Genomic DNA, 19,597 nt, shown 5'->3' on the forward strand with positions numbered 1-19,597 from the left:
GCGCTCGGTGGTGACCACGTCCGAATCGTACGCGAGCGGCACCTACGCCGGTCGCAGGCGGGGCCCGCGGGCAAGGCGCAGTGCCTGGCCGACGTCGGTCGCCTCGAGCAGCTCGAGACCGTCCGGTGCCTCGCCGGTCTCGACAGTTCCGGCCGGGACGACGGCCTTCGTGAAGCCGAGGCGTCGCGCCTCGTTCAGCCGCCTGCCCAGGCCGACGACCGGCCGGATCTCACCGGCCAGACCCACCTCGCCGATCGCGACCAGCTGGTCGACCAGCGGGACGTCCTCGCTCGCGCTCGCAGCGGCCAGGGCGATGCCCAGGTCGGCTGCCGGCTCGACGAGGCGTGCGCCACCGACGGTCGAGACGTACACGTCGCGGTCGGCCATCGGGACGCCCGCCCGGCGCTGGAGCACCGCGAGCACCATCGCCAACCGGCTCGAGTCCACGCCGCTGGTCACCCGTCGTGGGTTGCTCAGGAGGGTCGGGACGACGAGCGCCTGCACCTCGGTCGCGAGCGGGCGGCGGCCCTCGAGGGTCACCGTCACACAGGTCCCGGCGACGTGCCGCACGGTGTGGGACAGGAACAGCCCGCTCGGGTCCGGCAGCTCGAGGCAGCCCCGCTCGGTCAGGTCGAAGCAGCCGACCTCGTCCGTCGGCCCGTAGCGGTTCTTGGTCGCCCGGAGCATGCGCAGCCTCGAGTGCCGGTCGCCCTCGAACTGGCACACCACGTCGACGAGGTGCTCGAGCGTGCGCGGCCCGGCGACGTTCCCGTCCTTGGTCACGTGCCCGACCAGGAGGGCGGGGATGTCGCGTGCCTTGGCGGCGGCGATGAGTGCGGCGGCGACCTCGCGGACCTGGCTCACGCCGCCCGGGGCACCGTCGACGAGGCTCGACGCGATGGTCTGCACGGAGTCGACGACGAGCAGGACCGGGTCGTGCGACTCGAGGTGCCCGAGCACGGCGCCGAGATCGGTCTCGGCCGCAAGGAGCAGGCCGGGCGCGAGCGCGCCGATCCGCTCCGCGCGCAGCCTGACCTGCCCCGTCGACTCCTCGCCGGTGACGTACAGCACCGTGCGCGGGCACCCGGCGGGACCGTTCGAGCCGGCCGGCCCGTGACCGGTCGCCACCCGGCTCGCGACGTCGAGCAGCAGCGTCGACTTGCCCACGCCGGGCTCGCCGGCCAGCAGGATGACGGCGCCGGGGACGAGGCCGCCGCCCAGGACCCGGTCGAGCTCGCCGATGCCGGTGGCCCGGGCCCGCGCCGGCTCGACGTCGATGTCCGTGATCGGGCGGGCCGGGCCACGGGTGGGTGGCGTCGCCGCGGTGCGTGGTCCGGCGCCTGCCGGGCTGTCCTCGACGACAGTTCCCCACGCCTGGCACTCGCCGCACCGGCCGGCCCACTTCGAGGCGGTCCAGCCGCAGTCGGTGCAGGTGTAGCCGGGGCGCAGCGAGCGGGGCCGGGCGCTGCGTGCTGTGGTCGTCGACACGCGGTCGACGGTAGTGCCCTGGTCCGACACGACCCGTCCGGCAGGCCGCACGGCGGGTGCCGATGCACCGGCGCACCCCGATCGGCTCGCCGACGGCCGTGGCCTTCTAGGCTGCGGCCATGGGTGAGCAGCGGCAGCGCGGACGCCGGGCCGGTGGTGCGCGGGCGCGCGCCGAGATCGTGGCCGCCGCGCGTGTCGAGTTCGCCGAGCGCGGGTACGACGCGGCGAGCGTCCGAGGCATCGCCCGGACGGCGGGGGTCGACCCTGCGCTCGTGCGGTACTACTTCCCGGGCGGCAAGCCGGAGGTCTTCGCGGTGGCCGTCGCGGATCGGCCGACCGACCCGTCGCAGGTGGTCGCCGGGCTCCTGGCCGGCGGCATCGACGGCCTGGGCGAGCGGCTCGTCGCGAGCGTCCTGGACATCTGGGACGCCCCGGGCGGGCGCGAGCAGTTCCGCATCGTCTTCGGTGCCGCGGCCGCCGGCCAGGACACCCTGGTCCGCGACTTCCTGGTCCGGGAGGTGTTCGTCCGCGTCGCTGCGGCGATGCCCGGGCCCGACGCTCCGCTCCGGGTGAGCCTGGTCGCGTCCCAGGTGGCCGGGCTGCTGGTGGCCCGGTACGTGCTCGAGGTCGAGCCGATCGCGAGCGCGGACGCCGCCGAGCTGGTCCGCCGGGTCGGCCCGGTGCTCCAGCACTACCTCGAGCCGTCCGGCTGATCCGGCGGCCGCCTGGTCCGAGCACCGACGACCGGCCGGCCGTCCCTTGTGCCGGTGGCCTGGCAGGTGTCAGTATTCCCCGCATGGGGAATACTGACGAACCGGTGATCCGGATCCGCGGGCTGCGCGTCGTGCGCGGTGGTCGGCACGGGGTCGAGGTGATCACCGGCATGGACCTCGACCTCCCGGCGGGCCGGCTGATCGGGCTGCTCGGCCCGAGCGGGAGCGGCAAGACGACCTTGATGCGTGCTGTCGTCGGTGTGCAGGAGGTCGCCGAGGGGACCGTCGAGGTGCTCGGCCGACCTGCCGGCAGTCCCGTGCTGCGGCACCGGGTCGGGTACGTGACCCAGGCGCCGAGCGTCTACACCGACCTCACGGTCGTCGAGAACCTGCGCTACTTCGCGCGGCTGCTCGGTGCGGTGGAGGACGACGTCGTCCGCAGCCTGCGGGACGTCGACCTGACCGCGCTCGCCGGCCGTCGGGTGGGCAACCTGTCCGGCGGGGAGCTCTCGCGCGTCTCGCTCGCCGTCGCCCTGCTCGCCTCGCCGGACCTGCTGGTGCTCGACGAGCCGACGGTCGGGCTCGACCCGGTGCTGCGCCGCGACCTGTGGAGCCTGTTCCGCGAGCTGAGCGACCGGGGGACCTCGCTGCTGGTCTCGAGCCACGTGATGGACGAGGCGGTGCGGTGCGACCGGCTCGTGCTCCTGCGGGACGGCCGGGTCCTGGCCGACGCGACCCTTGCCGAGCTGCTCGCACGGACCGGCGCGGACGACGTCGAGGGTGCCTTCCTGACCCTCGTCGAGGGCATGACGACCGAGGGGACCGCACGATGAGCGCGAGACTGACCCTCGCCGGCGCCGAGCGGGTGCTGCGCCAGATCCGCCACGACCCACGCACGATCGCGATCCTCATCGTCCTGCCCTGTCTGCTGACGGGGTTGATCGCGTGGATGTTCGACGGCACGCCGGTGCTCAACATGCTCGGCCCGCTGCTCGTCGGCCTCTTCCCGCTGATCGTGATGTTCCTCGTCACGAGCGTCGCCACCCTGCGTGAGCGGCAGTCCGGGACGCTCGAGCGCCTGATGGCGACCCCCGTCGGCAAGGCCGACGTCGTGCTCGGCTACGCGCTGGCGTTCGCTCTCGTCGCGGTCGTCCAGGCGCTCGTGCTCGCCGCGTTCGCGATCTGGGTCTGCGGCATGGAGGTCCTCGGCGAGCTCTGGGTCGTGCTGCTGGTCGCCGTGCTCGACGCGATCCTCGGCACCGCGCTGGGCCTCGCCGGCTCGGCGGTGGCCAAGACCGAGTTCCAGGCGGTCCAGCTGATGCCCGTGATGATCTTCCCGCAGCTGATCCTCGGCGGCCTGGTCATGCCGCGCGACCAGATGCCGGACGTGCTCGAGGCGATCTCGCGCGTGTTCCCGCTCACCTACGGCATGGAAGCGCTGCAGCAGCTGGCCGCAGGTGCGGGGTTCGAGCAGGTCCGCGGCGCGGTGGGCGTGATCGTCCTGTTCATCGCCGGTGCACTGCTGCTCGGGGCCCTGACCCTGCGCCGTCGGACGCCCTGAGCGCGAGCCCTCCGGGTGCCACGTGCGGGCAGGCCATAGGCTGACCGCACAGCACAGGCAGGGAGAGACGGATGAGCGACACCACATCAGGCAAGGGCCCCGGCGAGGACGAGACGCGCAGGTGGCCCTTCGGCGGGGTCGGCGGCGGTGCCGATGCCGCTGCTCCCGGCACAGCGCCGTCGGACCCGATCGGCCGTGGCGCGCGTCGGCCGGGCGGGCCTGGCGCCTCCCCGACGCCTGCGCACGGTGCGGTCCCCAGCCACGCCGCCGGACCGTCGACCGGACCGGACGACGAGGAGCCGACCGGCCGCCGCCGCCCGCCGCTGTGGATGCTGATCACCGGCGGCGCTGTGCTCGTCGGCCTCGTGGTCGGCGCCGTGCTCGTGCTCGGCAACGACCCCGAGCCCCGGGCGGCCGCCGAGACCCTCGAGGCCGAGGTCGTGACGCTCCCGGTCCCCACGCCGACGGTCGACCCGATCGCCCGCGACGCCGGCACGCCGTTCTTCGAGGCCCTGCCGTCGACGGTGCTCGCCTACGCACTGAGCTCGGTCGAGCAGAACCCCCCGATGGTGGCAGCCGGTGCGCTCGAGGGCTACCGCCTCGGCTACACCGACGGCAGCCAGGACCTCGTCGTCCTGGCCGGCCAGTGGGCGACGCCCGAAGCCGCCGCGGCCGCCTACCAGGTGATGGTCCAGGAGCAGACGGCTGCGGTCGCTGCCGCCGGCGGCTCCGACGCCGGGGACGCGACCGAGGCCCCCGACGCGTCGAGCACCGACGTCGAGGAGGGTTCCGTCCAGGTCGCCGGCACCGAGGTGGGCCGCTACCTGGTCGCGCCGCGAGGTGACGGCACCGGTACCGTCACCTGGACCAACGGCACCGCCGTGCTCCAGGTCGACGGACCCGTCGAGGCCCTCCGGGACGTCTACACCGCGTACGCCCTGTGATCGTGACAGGCTTGTGATCGTGACACTCTTGTGACGTGACCGTGACAGTCCCGTGATCAGAAGAACAAGGAGCGTGCGATGACCGGACCTGCGACGTACGGACGCGTCGCGGTGCTCGGTGGCGGCGTGATGGGCGAGGCGATCGTCGCGGCGGTGCTGCGGGCCGGTGTCGCGATCGACGACCTCGCCGTGAGCGAGCGGTTCGCCACGCGGGCCAACGAGCTCGGTGAGCGCTACGGCGTTCGCGCGGCGGACGGCAACGCGAAGGTCGCGGCGAGCGCCGACGTCGTCGTGATCGCGCTCAAGCCGAACGACGTCGCCGGCGCCCTGGCCGAGATCTCGCCCGCCCTGCGTCCCGGCGCGATCGTGGTGAGCGTCGCCGCCGGCCTGCCGATCTCGTTCTACGAGACGCGTCTGCCGGCCGGTGTCCCGGTCGTGCGCGTGATGCCGAACACGCCCGCCGTGATCGGCGAGGGAGCCGCGGCGATCAGCGGCGGCACGTCGGCGACCCCCGAGCACCTCGACCGGGTCCAGGCCCTGCTCGCGGGCACCGGGCTCGTGATCCAGGTCGCTGAGCACGACCTGGACGCGGTGACGGCGATCTCGGGCTCCGGCCCGGCCTACGTGTTCTACCTCGTCGATGCGCTGGCCGAGGCCGGCGTGCTGCTCGGGCTGACCAGGGCGCAGGCGCTGCAGCTCGCGACGGCGACCTTCCGCGGCTCCGCGCTGCTCCTTGCCGCGTCGGGTGAGCATCCCGTCGTGCTCCGCGAGCGGGTGTCCTCCCCGGGTGGCACGACTGTCGCCGCCCTGCGCGAGCTCGATGCGCACGGTGTGCGGGCTGCGGTCCTGGCCGCGGCGGAGGCGGCTCGCGACCGCTCGCGTGAGCTTGCCGCAGAGCTGGACGGGTGACCATCGCACGACCCCCTGCCATGAGCGACGTCGCGGCCGTCGCAGGGGTCTCGCACCAGACCGTGTCCCGGGTCCTCAACGGGCACCCGAGCGTCCGCCCGGAGACCCGGCAGCGCGTGCTTGATGCGATCGCCGCCCTCGGCTACCGCCGCAACACCGCCGCCCGGGCGCTCGTCACGCGGCGGACGGGAACCATCGGCGTCCTGACGTCCGGTTCGGCGCTGTTCGGCCCGACCAGCACGCTGATCGCCGTCGAGGGTGCCGCGCGTGACGCCGGCATGTTCGTCAGCGTCGCGACGGTCGCGCGGTGGGAGGCGCAGGGCATGCACGAGGTGCTCGAGCACTTCATGTCCCAGGGCGTCGAGGGTGTGGTCGTCATCGCGGCGCACGACGAGGCGATCGAAGCCGTGCAGGCGTTCGACGCGCCGATCCCGGTGGTCATGGTCGGTCCCAAGGACCTGCCGGGGCGGCTGCACTCGGTCGCGGTCGACCAGTACGCGGGCGCCCGGCTGGCCACCCGTCACCTGCTGGACCTCGGCCACACCCAGGTGACCCACCTCGCCGGGCCCGTGGACTGGCTCGACGCGCGGGCGCGCGTCCGCGGCTGGCAGGACGAGCTCGCCGAAGCAGGGATCACCGCCGGTGACCCGATCGGAGGGGACTGGACAGCCGGCCGGGGCTACGACGTCGGGCTCCGGCTGCTGGACGGGGTGCTGCCGACGGCGGTCTTCGCCGCGAACGACCAGCTCGCCCTCGGGCTGCTGCGCGCCTTCGCCGAGGCCGGTGTGCGCGTCCCGGGCGACGTCTCGGTGGTGGGCTTCGACGACGTCGACGGGTCGGCGAACTTCTTCCCGCCGCTGACGACCGTGCGTCAGGAGTTCGGGGCGCTCGGTCGTCGCTGCATGAAGCTGCTGCTCGGGGCGATCGCCGGTGACGCGGTGCAGCCGGAGCTCATCGAGCCACGTCTCGTCGTCCGCGCGAGCAGCGGCGTGCCGCGCAGCTGACAGCGGCGTGCCGCGCAGCGTGCAGCAGTGCGGGGCCGACCCCGGATCAGGCGCCGATCGCCAGGTCCCGCCGACGGAACGCCGCGAACCCGACGGCGCCCAGGGCGATGGTGACCGCCACCAGCCAGACCACCGGCGTCGCCGAGAAGGCCTCGGCCGGGACCCGGGGGACGTGCGTGAACGGTGAGACGTTCAGCAGCCACTGGGGCAGGTCGAGCAGGGCGCCGAGCTGGCCCATCACCAGGGCGACGGCCAGCGCGGCCCAGGCGAGCGAGCCGGCCCACCGGGGCAGCAGGCCGAACAGCGCGAGCACCAGGGCGCCGAGCGCCAGGGCGGCGGGCACCTGGACGAGCGCGGCTCCGAGCAGGTCGCTGACGCCCGCGGCCCAGCTCCCCGTCACGCTGCCGTAGACGAGGCCGCCGGCCAGACCGCTCAGGACGAGGATCGCCGTCGTGCCGCCGGCAGCGATGACGACGTGACCGGCCAGCCAGCGGGTGCGACCGGCGGCTGTGCTGAGCACGGGCTCGAGCCGACCGGTCGCCTCCTCGGCGCGCATCCGCAGCAGGGCCTGCACCGTGTACCCCGCGGCCGCGACGCCGATGATCGCCATCAGCAGGGTGAAGTAGAGGTCGACGATCCCGCCCTCGGGCGCGAGGCGCGCGAGCATCTGCTCCATCTGGTCGTTGTCGGCGACGAGGTCCTCGGCGCTCTTGCCGACGGCACCGAACGCGGCGCCCGCTCCGACCAGTCCGATCAGCCAGGCCAGCAGGACCCCACGCTGCAGGCGCCAGGCCAGCCCGGTCGCCGACCTCAGCCCGCGCGGGGCGTAGGCCGGGCCGGAGCGGGCCGGCACCATGCCGGACCCCACGTCCCGGTGCGCGGTGAGCACGAAGGCGACGGCGACCAGGACGGCCGTGAGGCCGACGAAGAGCCCGGCGACCCACCAGTTGTCCTGGTCGAACGGGCGCACCTCCTGGCCCCAGCCGAGCGGCGACAGCCAGGCCGGCCAGGCGGTGACCAGCTCGACGCCACTGTCGGTGACCTCGCCGAGCAGGTTGCCGACGGCCCGCACGACGAACGCCACGCCCAAGGCTGCCGCGGCCACGGCGTTCGCGCCCCGCGCCGTGGTCAGGACCTGTGCGGCGACCGCGGCGATGCCTGCGAAGACCCAGCCGGTGCCGGCGACGGCGACGCCCGCAGCGAGCGAGCCGGACACCGGCAGGTCGGTGCCGACCAGCGCGCCGGCCACGGCTGCGCCGAGCACGAGGTCGGCGCTCAGTGTCACGACCAGGGCCGCGGTCAGTCGCGCGTGCCGACCGACGACGGCGGAGCCGAGCAGCTCCGCGCGGCCGGTCTCCTCGTCCTGCCGGGTGTGCCGGACGACGGCCTGCGCACTCATCAGCGCGGTCAGGATGGCCAGCACCTTGTAGCCCTCGACCAGCGACATCGCACCGAGCGACGTGCCTGACGCCGCGCCGTCGAACACCCTCGTCATCGGGTTGCTCGCGCTGAACGCCGCCGTGACGGCTCGTTCGGCCTCGTTCGGCAGGGTGGCGGCGTAGCTGGCGACCACGGCTCCGGCGATCCCGCTGATGGCGAGGATCCAGACCGGCAGCAGGATCCGGTCGCGGCGCACGGCGAGTCGCACCAGGCGGCCGGTCCCGGTGAAGGTTCGCGCGGCGGTCGTCGCGTTCACCGTGCCACCTCGTCGCTGCGGGCCCGGTGCCTGCCGTGGGCATCCGCGTCGCGGCTCCCGTTGCTGGTTCCGTTCCCGTTCCCGTTCCCGGTTCCGTTCAGGGCCGCCAGCTCGTCGCCGTAGTGCCGGAGGAACAGCTCCTCCAGCGTGGGCGGGCTGCTGGTCATGGTGCGGACGCCGTGCGCCCCGAGGTGCTCGACGACCTCGCCGAGGTGCTCGGCCGCGACCTCGAAGTGCGCGGTCCGGCCGGCGTCGGACGTTGCGAGGTCGTGCACGCCGGGCAGTCGGTCGAGAGCGTCGAGCGGACGGGTGGTCGTGACGTGGATCGCGGTGCGCGTGAGGTGGCGGAGCGCGGTGAGGGTCCCGGACTCCACGATCCGGCCGGACCGGATGATCGAGACCGTGTCGCACAGGGCCTCCGCCTCGGCCAGGATGTGGCTCGAGAGCAGGATCGTGGCACCGCCTTCCCGCAGGTCGCGCACGACATCCTGGAAGACGGTCTCCATCAGCGGATCGAGACCGCTGGTGGGCTCGTCGAGCAGGAAGAGCTCGACGTCGGACGCGAGCCCCGCGACGATCGCGACCTTCTGGCGGTTGCCCTTGGAGTAGGCGCTGCACCTCTTGGTGGGGTCGAGCGCGAAACGTTCGAGCAGCTCGTCACGGCGGCGTCGGTCGCTCGAGCCGCGCAGCGACGCGAGCAGGTCGATCGCCTCGCCGCCGGACAGGTTGGGCCAGAGGTTGACGTCGCCCGGGACGTAGGCGAGCCGTCGGTGCAGCGGGACGGCGTCCCGCCAGGGGTCGCCGCCGAGCATGACTGCCTCACCGGCGTCCTTGCGCAGCAGGCCGAGCAGGATCCGGATCGTCGTCGACTTCCCGGCGCCGTTCGGGCCGAGGAACCCGTGCACCTCACCGCGCCCCACCGTGAGGTCGACCCCGTCGAGGGCCTGGGTCCGGCCGAAGGCCTTGACCAGTCCGCGGGTGCGGATGACGTTCTCCACGGGTCCTCCGTCCGTCGGGCCTGCGGGGGACCGCCCCCGCAGCGTCCGACCGCTGGTGTCGGTGCCGGCCGTCCGGTGGGTTCCGAACGGGCTGACAGTGACTGTCAAATGACGGTAGATGTCTGTGACAGTGACTGTCAAGTGAAAGTGGCAGTCACTGTGGTCTACGATGACGGCATGGCTGACGGCGGACTGCGAGAACGTAAGCGGCTGGCCGCGATGCACCGGATCCAGAGCGCGGCCCTCGACCTCTTCGACGAGCGGGGCTACGACGCGGTGACGATCGAGCAGATCGCCGAGGCGTCCGAGATCTCCCCGAGCACCGTGTACCGCTACTTCGGCACCAAGGAGCAGCTGATCATCTGGGACGAGCTCGACCCGCTGATCCTGCAGCGCCTGCTCGCACAGCTCGACGACGCTCCGCCGCTGATCGCCGCGCGCCGGGTGATGATCGCCGTGATGACCGGGCTCGCGAGCGCGGACGAGCAGCGCCTGCAGCGCCGCGTGCGGCACATGATGTCCCACCCGGCGCTCGAGGCCGCGTCGGCCCGCGAGGTGCTGGCCACGTCCGAGGTGCTCGGGGAGGTCGTGGCCGCACGGCTCCAGCGGCCGCACACGGACCTCGAGGTCCAGGTCTTCGCCCATGCGGTCGTGGGCGGCCTGCTCGGAGCGCTGCACCACTGGCACGGCAGCGGTTTCGCCGAGCCGCTGCGTGACGTCCTCGAGCGGTGCTTCGACATGTTCGAGGCCGGCCTCGACGTGCGGACGGGCGAGTCGCCGGGTCAGCGGGGCGTTCGCGCGAGCCGGGGCGGGACCGCGCTCCCGACGGTCGTCCCGGTCACTTGACAGCGCGCATGTGAGCGCTAACATCATCCGTAGGCCAGACCAGGAGCGAACAGCTCGCAACGAGGCGATGAGGAGTCACCATGGCGGTCGACCCGACCAGAGCGCTGGTCGTCGGGGTGGACTACGGGACGTTGTCGGGTCGGGCGGTCGTCGTGCGCGTCGCCGACGGCGCCGAGCTCGGCAGTGCGGTGTACCCGTACCCGCACGCGGTGATGGACCGGGTCCTGACGGCCGGTCCCGCTGCCGACGCCGGCTCACCGGTCCCGTTGCCACCCGACTGGGCGCTGCAGGTGCCGGCCGACTACGTCGACGTCCTGAAGATCGCCGTGCCCGCCGCCCTGCGCGAGGCCGGCGTCGACCCCGCGGACGTGATCGGCATCGGCACCGACTTCACCGCCTGCACGATGGTGCCGACGACGACCGACGGCACCCCGCTGTGCGAGCTGCCGGAGTACGCCGACCGGCCGCACGCCTACATCAAGCTGTGGAAGCACCACGCGGCGCAGCCGCACGCCGACCGGATCAACGCCCTCGCCCACGAGCGTGGCGAGTCGTGGATCACGCGGTACGGCGGGCTGATCTCGTCGGAGTGGGAGTTCGCCAAGGGCCTGCAGCTCCTCGAGGAGGACCGCGAGGTCTACGACGCGACCGAGCGCTGGGTCGAGGCCGCCGACTGGATCGTCTGGCAGCTCTCCGGCCAGTACGTCCGCAACGCCTGCACCGCCGGCTACAAGGGCATCCTGCAGGACGGGCACTACCCGTCCCCGGAGTTCCTCGCGGCGCTCAACCCGGGCTTCGCCGACTTCGTCGCCGACAAGCTCGAGCACCCGATCGGGCAGCTCGGCGCGGCGGCGGGCCGGTTGAGCGCGCAGGCAGCGGGATGGACTGGCCTGCCGGAGGGCATCGCCGTGGCCGTCGGGAACGTCGACGCCCACGTGACGGCGCCGGCGGCGAACGCCGTGCAGCCCGGCCAGATGGTCGCGATCATGGGCACCTCCACGTGCCACGTGATGAACGGCAGCGCGCTGCACGAGGTGCCGGGCATGTGCGGTGTGGTCCAGGGCGGGATCGTCGAGGGTCTCTACGGCTACGAGGCCGGGCAGAGCGGCGTCGGCGACATCTTCGGCTGGTTCGTCGAGCACGGGGTGCCGCCCATCTACCACGCCGAGGCGATGCGCCGCGGCGAGTCGGTGCACGAGTACCTGACCGAGCTCGCCGCCCAGCAGGCGATCGGCGAGCACGGCCTGATCGCGCTCGACTGGCACTCGGGCAACCGCTCGGTCCTCGTCGACCACGAGCTCTCGGGCGTCGTCGTCGGCCAGACGCTCGCGACCCGGCCCGAGGACACCTACCGCGCACTGCTCGAGGCGACGGCCTTCGGCACCCGCGTGATCGTCGAGTCCTTCCAGGACTCCGGCGTGCCGGTGACCGAGTTCGTCGTGGCGGGGGGGCTGCTCAAGAACCGGTTGCTCATGCAGATCTACTCCGACGTGACCCGGCTGCCCCTGTCGACGATCGCCTCCGAGCAGGGCCCGGCGCTCGGCTCGGCGATCCACGCGGCTGTCGCGGCCGGCGCCTACCCGGACGTCCGCACGGCGGCGGCCGCGATGGGCAAGGTGGACCGTGCGGTCTACCAGCCGATCGAGGAGAACTCGCGCGCCTACGACGCGCTGTTCGCCGAGTACAAGACGCTGCACGACTACTTCGGTCGCGGTGCGAACGACGTCATGCACAGGCTCCGCGCGATCCGGCGGCAGGCCACCGCCCAGCGGCCGCCCGAGCCCGGTGCCGCGGAGCCCGAGACGCCGGCCGCGGACCAGGAGGCGTGATGGCGCAGCCGACCGGCCTCGACGGCTACGGCCCCGAGGTCGTCGAGGAGATCGCGCGCGTGCGTCAGGTCGTCGCCGACCTGCACGCCGAGCTGCCGCGCTGGGAGCTGGTGGTCTGGACCGCCGGCAACGTCTCGCAGCGGCTGACCACCGCCGGCCTGTTCGTCATCAAGCCGAGCGGGGTCACCTACGACCAGCTCAGCGCCGAGTCGATGGTGGTCTGCGACCTGGACGGCACGCTCGTCGACGGCGACCGCTCGCCGTCGTCGGACACCGCGGCGCACGCCTACGTCTACCGGAACATGCCGGCGGTCGGCGGCGTCGTGCACACCCACTCGACCTACGCGACGGCATGGGCCGCACGGGGTGAGCCGGTGCCGTGCGTGCTGACGATGATGGCCGACGAGTTCGGCGGTGACGTGCCGATCGGGCCGTTCGCGCTGATCGGCGACGACTCGATCGGACGCGGCATCGTCGAGACCCTGCGGGGGAGCCGCAGCCCGGCCGTCCTGATGCGCAACCACGGGCCGTTCACGATCGGCAAGGACGCCAAGGCTGCGGTCAAGGCCGCCGTGATGGTCGAGGAGGTGGCCCGGACCGTGCACATCTCCCGGCAGCTGGGCGAGCCGCTGCCGATCGCCCAGGCGGACATCGACCACCTCTACGACCGCTACCAGAACGTCTACGGCCGCTGACCGGCCGTCGAGCACCCAGGACCACGACGAAGGAGTCCAGATGACCAAGCCCTACGCCGACCGCGAGGTCTGGTTCCTCACCGGGAGCCAGGACCTGTACGGCGACGAGACGCTGCGCCAGGTGGCGGAGCAGTCGCAGGCGATCGCGCGCGAGCTCGAGGCCGCCGACGCCGTCCCGGTGCGGATCGTGTGGAAGCCGGTGCTCAAGGACGCGGGTGCGATCCGCCGGATGGCGCTGGAGGCCAACGCCGCGGACCAGTGCATCGGTGTCATCGCCTGGATGCACACGTTCTCACCGGCCAAGATGTGGATCGCCGGGCTCGACGCGCTGCGCACGCCGCTGCTGCACCTGCACACGCAGGCCAACGTCGAGCTGCCGTGGTCGACGATCGACTTCGACTTCATGAACCTGAACCAGGCCGCGCACGGTGACCGGGAGTTCGGGTACATCCAGACCAGGCTCGGTGTCCCGCGCAAGACGGTCGTCGGGCACGTGTCGAACCCGACCGTCCAGGAGCGGGTCGGGACCTGGGTCCGGGCCGCCGCCGGCTGGGCCGCGACGCACGAGCTCAAGCTCGCCCGGTTCGGTGACAACATGCGCAACGTCGCGGTGACCGAGGGCGACAAGACCGAGGCGGAGCTGCGCTTCGGCGTGTCGGTCAACACCTGGGGCGTCAACGACCTGGTCGCCGCCGTCGAGACGGTCGACGACGCGGCGATCGACACGCTCGTCGCCGAGTACGAGGACACCTACGACGTCGTCCCCGAGCTGCGGGCCGGCCGTGACCGGCACGACTCCCTGCGCTACGGCGCACGCCAGGAGCTCGCCCTGCTGAGCCTCCTCGGCGAGATCGGCGCGACGGCGTTCACGACCACCTTCGAGGACCTCGGCGCCCTCCGGCAGCTGCCCGGGCTGGCCGTCCAGCGTCTGATGGCCCGTGGCTTCGGCTTCGGGGCCGAGGGTGACTGGAAGACCGCGATCCTGGTGCGGGCCGCGAAGGTGATGGGCCAGGGCCTGCCCGGGGGTGCCTCGCTCATGGAGGACTACACCTACAACCTGGTCCCGGGCGACGAGAAGATCCTTGGCGCCCACATGCTCGAGATCTGCCCGTCGCTGACCACCGCGAAGCCGACCCTCGAGATCCACCCGCTCGGCATCGGCGGCCGGGAGGACCCGGTCCGGCTCGTCTTCGACACGGACGCGGGGCCGGGTGTGGTCGTCGCGTTGTCGGACATGCGGGACCGGTTCCGGCTGACGGCCAACGTCGTCGAGGTCGTGCCGCCCGACGAAGAGCTTCCGAACCTGCCCGTCGCGCGGGCGGTCTGGAAGCCGGAGCCGAGCCTCGCGACGTCGGCCGAGGCCTGGCTGATGGCCGGTGCCGCCCACCACACGGTGCTCTCCACGCAGGTCGGCATCGACGTCTTCGCCGACTTCGCGGACATCGCACAGACCGAGCTCCTGACCATCGACGCGACCACGACATCGCGCGGATTCGCCCAGGAGCTGCGCTGGAACCAGGCCTACTACCGCCTGGCCCAGGGTTTCTGAGCCTGCAGCGTAGGGCTTGCGGGCGCAGAGCGGGATTCTTCGGCTGGTGAACCAAGCCTTACGAACCTTTCGAATAGACAAGTCGAGACCAGGTCAGGAGACCTCCCGCGCAGGGAGGTCTCCTGAGCATGCGCGGACCCGATCTGGCAATCGGGTGACGGCGCCTGGGGACCTTCGACCTACCCGTCGGGCTTGCTCGCGAGTCGTTATTGTTTCGCAATCAAAAGTTGGCTTCAAGAAGTTGACGCATCGACTCGGCGTCCTCGACAGTAGGGGCGTGCTCAAGGAAGAGACCGAGCAGCTGCCCGTGACAGTCCGTCGCGGTCGGATGCTCCAGCTGATCGGTGACCGCGAGTTCGTGCGCGTCACCGACCTTGCCGAGACCTTCGGGATCTCGGATGTGACCGTTCGCGCCGACCTGGCAGCGCTCGCGACCTCCCATGCGGTCCGACGCGTCCGTGGCGGGGCGATGGCCCCGGCGCGCAGCGGTCGCACCGAGCTGTCGTTCGAGGAGTCGCTCGTCGAGTTCGCCGGCGAGAAGCATCGGATCGGTCAGTACGCGGCTTCCATGGTCACCTCCGGGATGAGCATCCTGCTCGACGTCGGCACCACGACGACAGCTGTCGCCCGGGCGCTGGTGGCGCGGCAGGACCTCGACCAGGTCGTCGTGATGACCAACGGGCTGAACATCGCCCTCGAGCTCGAGCCGGCCATCGGCCGGTTCACCGTCGTCGTCACCGGTGGCACGCTGCGCCGGCTGCAGCACTCGCTGGTCAACCCGATGGCCTCGCTCATGCTCGACCACCTGCATGCGGACATCGCGTTCATCGGCTGCAACGGGGTCGAGGCCGAGCACGGCGTCACCAACCTGAACCTGCCGGAGGCCGAGATCAAGCAGCGGATGATCGCCTCGGCGGGCCGCGCCGTGATCGTCGCCGACGGCTCGAAGCTCGGCCAGGTCCACCTGGGCCGGATCGGCCGGATCAAGGACGTCCACACCATCGTGACGGGCCCGTCGGGTCCGGTCCACGAGATCGGCCAGCTGCGCCACACCGGCGTGCAGGTCGTGCAGGTCGAGTAGCACCCCACAGACTTCCTGACCGGTCCGAGCACATCAACGGTCAGGTCGCCCGGGCCGGTCTGGAGAGCCCAGAACAGCCCGAATCAGGAAGATGCACGTTCTCGAGGAGGAGAAACATGAGCACACGTAAGTTCGCCGCAGCAGCGGCGGGCATCGCCCTCGCGCTGACGCTCACCGCTTGCGGTGGCGGCGGCGCCGGTGACACCACCGACGACACCACCGACGCCGGCACCGACACGGCCACCGAAGCGCCGGCAGAAGGCGGCCTGATCGGCGTCTCGATGCCGACGCAGACGTCCGAGCGCTGGATCGCCGACGGCGACGCCGTCAAGAAGGGCCTGGAGGAGGCCGGCTACACGGTCGACCTGCAGTTCGCCGGCGACGACATCCCGACCCAGTCCCAGCAGATCGACTCGATGATCACCCAGGGCGCCGACCTGCTGATCATCGCCGCGATCGACGGCACGGCCCTCTCGGGCCAGCTGCAGGCTGCTGCTGACGCAGGCATCAAGGTCATCGCGTACGACCGCCTGATCCGTGACAGCGCGAACGTCGACTTCTACGTGACGTTCGACAACTACAACGTCGGCGTGCAGCAGGCGACCTCGCTGCTCGTGGGCCTGGGTCTGCTCAACGCGGACGGTTCCGAGGGCACCGCCACCGGACCGTTCAACATCGAGCTGTTCGCCGGTTCGCTGGACGACAACAACGCGCACTTCTTCTGGAAGGGTGCGATCGACACCCTGCAGCCGTTCATGGACGCGGGCACGCTCGTCGTCAAGTCCGGCCAGACGAACATCGAGCAGGCAGCCATTCTGCGCTGGCAGCAGGAGACGGCCCAGAAGCGCATGGAAGACCTGCTGACCGCCGCGTACAACGACGGCAGCACGGTTGACGGCGTTCTCGCTCCGTACGACGGCCTGTCCCGTGGCATCATCACGGCGCTCCAGAACGCTGGCTACGGCACGGCTGACAAGCCCATGCCGCCGGTCACCGGCCAGGACGCCGAGATCGCCTCGGTCAAGCTGATCGTCGATGGCGTGCAGTTCGCGACCATCTTCAAGGACACCCGCAAGCTGGCTGAGCAGTCCGTCGTGGCTGCCCAGGCCTACCTTGCCGGTGGCGAGCCGGAGGCCAACGACACCGAGACGTACGACAACGGTGTCAAGGTCGTCCCGTCCTACCTGCTGGAGTCGGACATCGTCTACGCCGACAACATCCAGGCACTTCTGGTCGACTCGGCCTACTGGACGGCCGAAGAGGTCGCCAGCGGCGTCGCCGAGTGATCTGATCGGTGCATGATGCCGGTCCGGCGGGGACCAACCCCGCCGGACCGGCATCAGTTCGAACATCCGTGGCCCACGAAAGAGCGAGGTAGAGGCCGCATGAGCAACGACATCTTGGAGATGCGCTCCATCACGAAGACGTTCCCTGGCGTGATGGCGTTGCAGGACGTCTCGATGAGCGTGAGCCGGGGTGAGATCCACGCCATCTGTGGCGAGAACGGCGCCGGCAAGTCGACGCTGATGAAGGTTCTCTCCGGCGTGTACCCCCATGGCACCTACGAGGGCGAGATCGTCTTCGAGGGTGAGCCCGTGCGTTTCGGGTCGATCAACGACAGCGAGGCTCGTGGCATCGTCATCATTCACCAGGAGCTTGCGCTGGTGCCCTACCTGTCGGTGGCCGAGAACATCTTCTTGGGCAACGAGCAGCGTGGCCGCGGCGGCCTGATCGACTGGAACCACACCAACTCCGAGGCCGCCAAGCTGCTGGCCCGGGTCGGTCTGGACGAGAACCCCACGACCCCGGTGGGCACGCTCGGCGTCGGCAAGCAGCAGCTGATCGAGATCGCGAAGGCACTGTCGAAGAAGGTCAAGCTGCTGATCCTGGACGAGCCCACAGCGGCGCTGAACGACCAGGACTCCGAGCACCTGCTCGGGCTGCTGCGGCACCTCAAGGGCCAGGGCATCACCTCGATCATGATCTCCCACAAGCTCAACGAGATCGCCGAGATCGCCGACGTCACCACGATCATCCGCGACGGCAAGACCATCGAGACGCTTGACATGAGCAAGCCCGAGGCCACGCAGGACCGGATCATCAAGGGCATGGTCGGGCGTGACCTGGAGCACCGCTTCCCCGAGCGGACCCCGGACATCGGCGCCGAGGCGCTGCGGGTCGAGGACTGGACCGTCCACCACCCCACCCAGATCGGCCGGATCGTGGTCGAGGGTGCGAGCTTCGACGTGCGTGCCGGTGAGGTCGTGGGGATCGCGGGTCTGATGGGCGCCGGGCGTACCGAGCTGGCGATGAGTGTGTTCGGGCGCAGCTACGGGCGCGGCATCACCGGGCAGCTGTACAAGAACGGCAAGGAGATCAAGGCCCACACGGTCAGCGACGCGATCGCCCACGGCATCGCCTATGCCACCGAGGACCGCAAGAAGTACGGCCTGAACCTCATCGAGGACGTCAAGCGGAACATCTCGGCGGCCGGCCTGCACAAGATGTCCAGCCGGGGCTGGGTCAACGGCAACGAGGAGCTCAAGGTCGCCGAGGAGTACCGGGCGTCCCTGAACATCAAGACCCCGACCGTCCTGGCGCTGACCGGCAAGCTGTCCGGCGGCAACCAGCAGAAGGTCGTGCTGAGCAAGTGGATCTACACCGACGCGGACGTCCTGATCCTCGACGAGCCCACGCGTGGGATCGACGTCGGTGCCAAGTACGAGATCTACACCATCATCAACCGACTCGTGGCCGCGGGTAAGGCGGTCGTCGTGATCTCCTCCGAGCTACCTGAGCTGATCGGCATCTGCGACCGCATCTTCACCCTGGCCTTCGGCCGGATCACCGGTGAGGTACCCGCGGCCGAGGCCACCCAGGAGCGTCTGATGCAGCTCATGACCAAGGAAAAGGAATAGGGACGACTGCTATGACTGGCATCGCGAATCTCCGGGAGCTCATGACCCGGAACCTGCGGCAGAGCGGCATCTACATCGCCTTCGTGGCGATCATCGCGTTGTTCTGGGTCATGACCCCGAACCACGCGCTGCTCAGCCCCGGGAACATCTCGAACATCGTCCTGCAGTACTCCTACATCCTGATCCTGGCGATCGGCATGGTGATCGTGATCATCGCCGGTCACATCGACCTGTCGGTCGGCTCGCTCGTCGCGCTCACCGGCGCGGTCTCGGCGATCCTGGTGATCAAGAACGGCATGCCCTGGTGGGTCGGTATGCTCGCCGCCATCGCCGTCGGGCTCATCGCGGGTGCGTGGCAGGGCTTCTGGGTCGCCTTCGTCGGCATCCCGGCCTTCATCACGACCCTGGCCGGCATGCTCCTGTTCCGTGGGCTCACCCTGCAGACGCTGAGCAACATCTCGCTGTCGCCGTTCCCGGCCGAGTACCAGAAGGTCGCCAGCGGGTTCATCAACGGGCTGCTGGGTGGCCAGGGCGTCGACGTCTTCACGCTGCTCATCTTCGCGCTGGCAGTGGTCGGCTTCGCCGTCAACTCGTGGCGCAGCCGGCGGGCCCGCCTGCAGTACCAGCAGCTCGTCGAGGCGCTCCCGCTCTTCATCCTGAAGATCGTGGCGGTCGGCGCGGTCGCGATGGCGTTCGCCTACCGGCTCGCGCAGAGCCGTGGCCTGCCGATCGTGCTGATCATCCTTGCCGTGCTGATCATGGTCTACACGCTGATCACCAGCCGCACGGTCTTCGGTCGCCACGTCTACGCGATCGGTGGCAACCTGTCCGCCGCCCAGCTGTCCGGCGTGAAGGTGAAGTGGGTCAACTTCTTCATCTTCGTCAACAACGGTCTGCTGTCCGGTATCGCAGGCATCGTGTACTCGTCCCGCTCGAACGGTGCCCAGCCGGGCGCCGGCAACATGTTCGAGCTCGACGCGATCGCCGCCTGCTTCATCGGTGGCGCCGCGGTCACCGGCGGTGTCGGCAAGGTCACCGGCGCGATGGTCGGTGGTCTGATCATGGGTGTGATGAGCAACGGCATGCAGCTCATGGGCATCGACCAGTCGATCCAGCAGGTCGTCAAGGGCCTGGTGCTTCTGCTGGCCGTCGCCTTCGACGTCTACAACAAGCGCCGCGCCGGTGCGGCTCGCTGAGCTGACGCTCGTACGGGTCGCTGACGAGGCCCGGTCCGCCGCTGCGGACCGGGCCTCGTCGCGTTCCGGCACCCCCCGCCACCCTCCGGGACCGGCGTTCGGTAGCAGTCGTAGGAGCGTTACCAAACCGTGACTCGTCTCCCTTGACCGTCGATGTGTGAGCGTTAACA

Annotated in this window: 17 protein-coding genes; 14 read left to right on the forward strand and 3 right to left on the reverse strand. The window is 71.0% G+C overall.

Annotated elements, in window-relative coordinates; translation table 11 throughout:
- Positions 1–42 precede the first annotated feature (42 nt).
- Positions 43–1,488, reverse strand: coding sequence for a DNA repair protein RadA (gene radA, locus K415_RS0109550; RefSeq protein WP_024286832.1), 1,446 nt, complete (start codon positions 1,486–1,488; stop codon positions 43–45).
- A 119-nt stretch (positions 1,489–1,607) separates the two neighbouring features.
- On the opposite strand from radA, the gene K415_RS0109555 reads away from it, so the two are divergent.
- The 6 genes from K415_RS0109555 to K415_RS0109585 all read left to right on the forward strand — a co-directional run bounded on the left by K415_RS0109555 (position 1,608) and on the right by K415_RS0109585 (position 6,619).
- The gene (locus K415_RS0109555; protein ID WP_024286833.1) at positions 1,608–2,201 is read left to right on the forward strand and encodes a TetR family transcriptional regulator; all 594 of its coding nucleotides are present in this window, start codon (positions 1,608–1,610) and stop codon (positions 2,199–2,201) included.
- A gap of 83 nt (positions 2,202–2,284) precedes the next feature.
- The gene (locus K415_RS0109560) at positions 2,285–3,034 is read left to right on the forward strand and encodes an ABC transporter ATP-binding protein (RefSeq protein WP_024286834.1); all 750 of its coding nucleotides are present in this window, start codon (positions 2,285–2,287) and stop codon (positions 3,032–3,034) included.
- Positions 3,031–3,762, forward strand: coding sequence for an ABC transporter permease (locus K415_RS0109565; RefSeq protein WP_024286835.1), 732 nt, complete (start codon positions 3,031–3,033; stop codon positions 3,760–3,762). Before K415_RS0109560 ends, K415_RS0109565 begins: the two co-directional genes overlap by 4 nt.
- Positions 3,763–3,833: 71 nt before the next feature.
- A complete protein-coding gene (locus tag K415_RS21710; protein WP_024286836.1) occupies positions 3,834–4,706 on the forward strand; it encodes a hypothetical protein in 873 nt (290 codons plus the stop codon).
- A gap of 78 nt (positions 4,707–4,784) precedes the next feature.
- Positions 4,785–5,615 carry a pyrroline-5-carboxylate reductase gene (proC, locus tag K415_RS0109580; RefSeq protein ID WP_024286837.1) on the forward strand — a complete coding sequence of 277 codons (831 nt, stop codon included), beginning with the start codon at positions 4,785–4,787 and terminating at the stop codon, positions 5,613–5,615.
- Positions 5,612–6,619, forward strand: a complete 1,008-nt coding sequence (locus K415_RS0109585; RefSeq protein WP_369795214.1) for a LacI family DNA-binding transcriptional regulator — start codon at positions 5,612–5,614, stop codon at positions 6,617–6,619. The genes proC and K415_RS0109585 overlap by 4 nt, the downstream gene beginning before the upstream one ends.
- Before the next feature lie 46 nt (positions 6,620–6,665).
- Here the strand turns inward: K415_RS0109585 and K415_RS0109590 are convergent, their stop codons facing one another.
- The gene (locus K415_RS0109590) at positions 6,666–8,315 is read right to left on the reverse strand and encodes an ABC transporter permease (protein ID WP_024286839.1); all 1,650 of its coding nucleotides are present in this window, start codon (positions 8,313–8,315) and stop codon (positions 6,666–6,668) included.
- Positions 8,312–9,313, reverse strand: coding sequence for an ABC transporter ATP-binding protein (locus tag K415_RS0109595; protein ID WP_024286840.1), 1,002 nt, complete (start codon positions 9,311–9,313; stop codon positions 8,312–8,314). Before K415_RS0109595 ends, K415_RS0109590 begins: the two co-directional genes overlap by 4 nt.
- A gap of 177 nt (positions 9,314–9,490) precedes the next feature.
- On the opposite strand from K415_RS0109595, the gene K415_RS0109600 reads away from it, so the two are divergent.
- The 8 genes from K415_RS0109600 (at position 9,491) to mmsB (ending at position 19,427) form a co-directional block, all read left to right on the forward strand.
- Complete coding sequence (locus K415_RS0109600; RefSeq protein ID WP_051480494.1) at positions 9,491–10,159, forward strand: TetR/AcrR family transcriptional regulator; 669 nt, start codon at positions 9,491–9,493, stop codon at positions 10,157–10,159.
- Positions 10,160–10,239: 80 nt separating this feature from the next.
- Positions 10,240–11,988, forward strand: coding sequence for a ribulokinase (gene araB, locus K415_RS0109605; protein WP_024286842.1), 1,749 nt, complete (start codon positions 10,240–10,242; stop codon positions 11,986–11,988).
- Entirely contained in the window at positions 11,988–12,683 is a 696-nt protein-coding gene (locus K415_RS0109610) for an L-ribulose-5-phosphate 4-epimerase (protein WP_024286843.1), read from the forward strand. The genes araB and K415_RS0109610 overlap by 1 nt, the downstream gene beginning before the upstream one ends.
- Before the next feature lie 40 nt (positions 12,684–12,723).
- The gene (gene araA, locus K415_RS0109615; RefSeq protein ID WP_024286844.1) at positions 12,724–14,232 is read left to right on the forward strand and encodes an L-arabinose isomerase; all 1,509 of its coding nucleotides are present in this window, start codon (positions 12,724–12,726) and stop codon (positions 14,230–14,232) included.
- A 277-nt stretch (positions 14,233–14,509) separates the two neighbouring features.
- Positions 14,510–15,313, forward strand: coding sequence for a DeoR/GlpR family DNA-binding transcription regulator (locus K415_RS0109620; protein WP_024286845.1), 804 nt, complete (start codon positions 14,510–14,512; stop codon positions 15,311–15,313).
- 116 nt (positions 15,314–15,429) lie between these two features.
- The gene (chvE, locus tag K415_RS0109625) at positions 15,430–16,599 is read left to right on the forward strand and encodes a multiple monosaccharide ABC transporter substrate-binding protein (RefSeq protein WP_024286846.1); all 1,170 of its coding nucleotides are present in this window, start codon (positions 15,430–15,432) and stop codon (positions 16,597–16,599) included.
- A 99-nt stretch (positions 16,600–16,698) separates the two neighbouring features.
- On the forward strand, positions 16,699–18,231 hold the full coding sequence (gene mmsA / locus K415_RS0109630; protein ID WP_024286847.1) for a multiple monosaccharide ABC transporter ATP-binding protein: 1,533 nt from the start codon (positions 16,699–16,701) through the stop codon (positions 18,229–18,231).
- A gap of 11 nt (positions 18,232–18,242) precedes the next feature.
- Positions 18,243–19,427 (forward strand): multiple monosaccharide ABC transporter permease, encoded by a 1,185-nt coding sequence (mmsB, locus tag K415_RS0109635; protein WP_024286848.1) that lies wholly within the window; start codon positions 18,243–18,245, stop codon positions 19,425–19,427.
- The last annotated feature ends 170 nt before the right edge of the window (positions 19,428–19,597 follow it).

The organism is Cellulomonas sp. KRMCY2 (assembly GCF_000526515.1).
Classification (GTDB): Bacteria; Actinomycetota; Actinomycetes; order Actinomycetales; family Cellulomonadaceae; genus Actinotalea.

Bases quoted from the DNA above. Each gene is read 5' to 3' on its own strand.
- K415_RS0109555 (WP_024286833.1), top strand. From the start codon at position 1,608: ATGGGTGAGCAGCGGCAGCGCGGACGCCGGGCCGGTGGTGCGCGGGCG.
- K415_RS0109560 (WP_024286834.1), top strand. From the start codon at position 2,285: ATGGGGAATACTGACGAACCGGTGATCCGGATCCGCGGGCTGCGCGTC.
- K415_RS0109565 (WP_024286835.1), top strand. From the start codon at position 3,031: ATGAGCGCGAGACTGACCCTCGCCGGCGCCGAGCGGGTGCTGCGCCAG.
- K415_RS21710 (WP_024286836.1), top strand. From the start codon at position 3,834: ATGAGCGACACCACATCAGGCAAGGGCCCCGGCGAGGACGAGACGCGC.
- proC (WP_024286837.1), top strand. From the start codon at position 4,785: ATGACCGGACCTGCGACGTACGGACGCGTCGCGGTGCTCGGTGGCGGC.
- K415_RS0109600 (WP_051480494.1), top strand. From the start codon at position 9,491: ATGGCTGACGGCGGACTGCGAGAACGTAAGCGGCTGGCCGCGATGCAC.
- araB (WP_024286842.1), top strand. From the start codon at position 10,240: ATGGCGGTCGACCCGACCAGAGCGCTGGTCGTCGGGGTGGACTACGGG.
- K415_RS0109610 (WP_024286843.1), top strand. From the start codon at position 11,988: ATGGCGCAGCCGACCGGCCTCGACGGCTACGGCCCCGAGGTCGTCGAG.
- araA (WP_024286844.1), top strand. From the start codon at position 12,724: ATGACCAAGCCCTACGCCGACCGCGAGGTCTGGTTCCTCACCGGGAGC.
- chvE (WP_024286846.1), top strand. From the start codon at position 15,430: ATGAGCACACGTAAGTTCGCCGCAGCAGCGGCGGGCATCGCCCTCGCG.
- mmsA (WP_024286847.1), top strand. From the start codon at position 16,699: ATGAGCAACGACATCTTGGAGATGCGCTCCATCACGAAGACGTTCCCT.
- mmsB (WP_024286848.1), top strand. From the start codon at position 18,243: ATGACTGGCATCGCGAATCTCCGGGAGCTCATGACCCGGAACCTGCGG.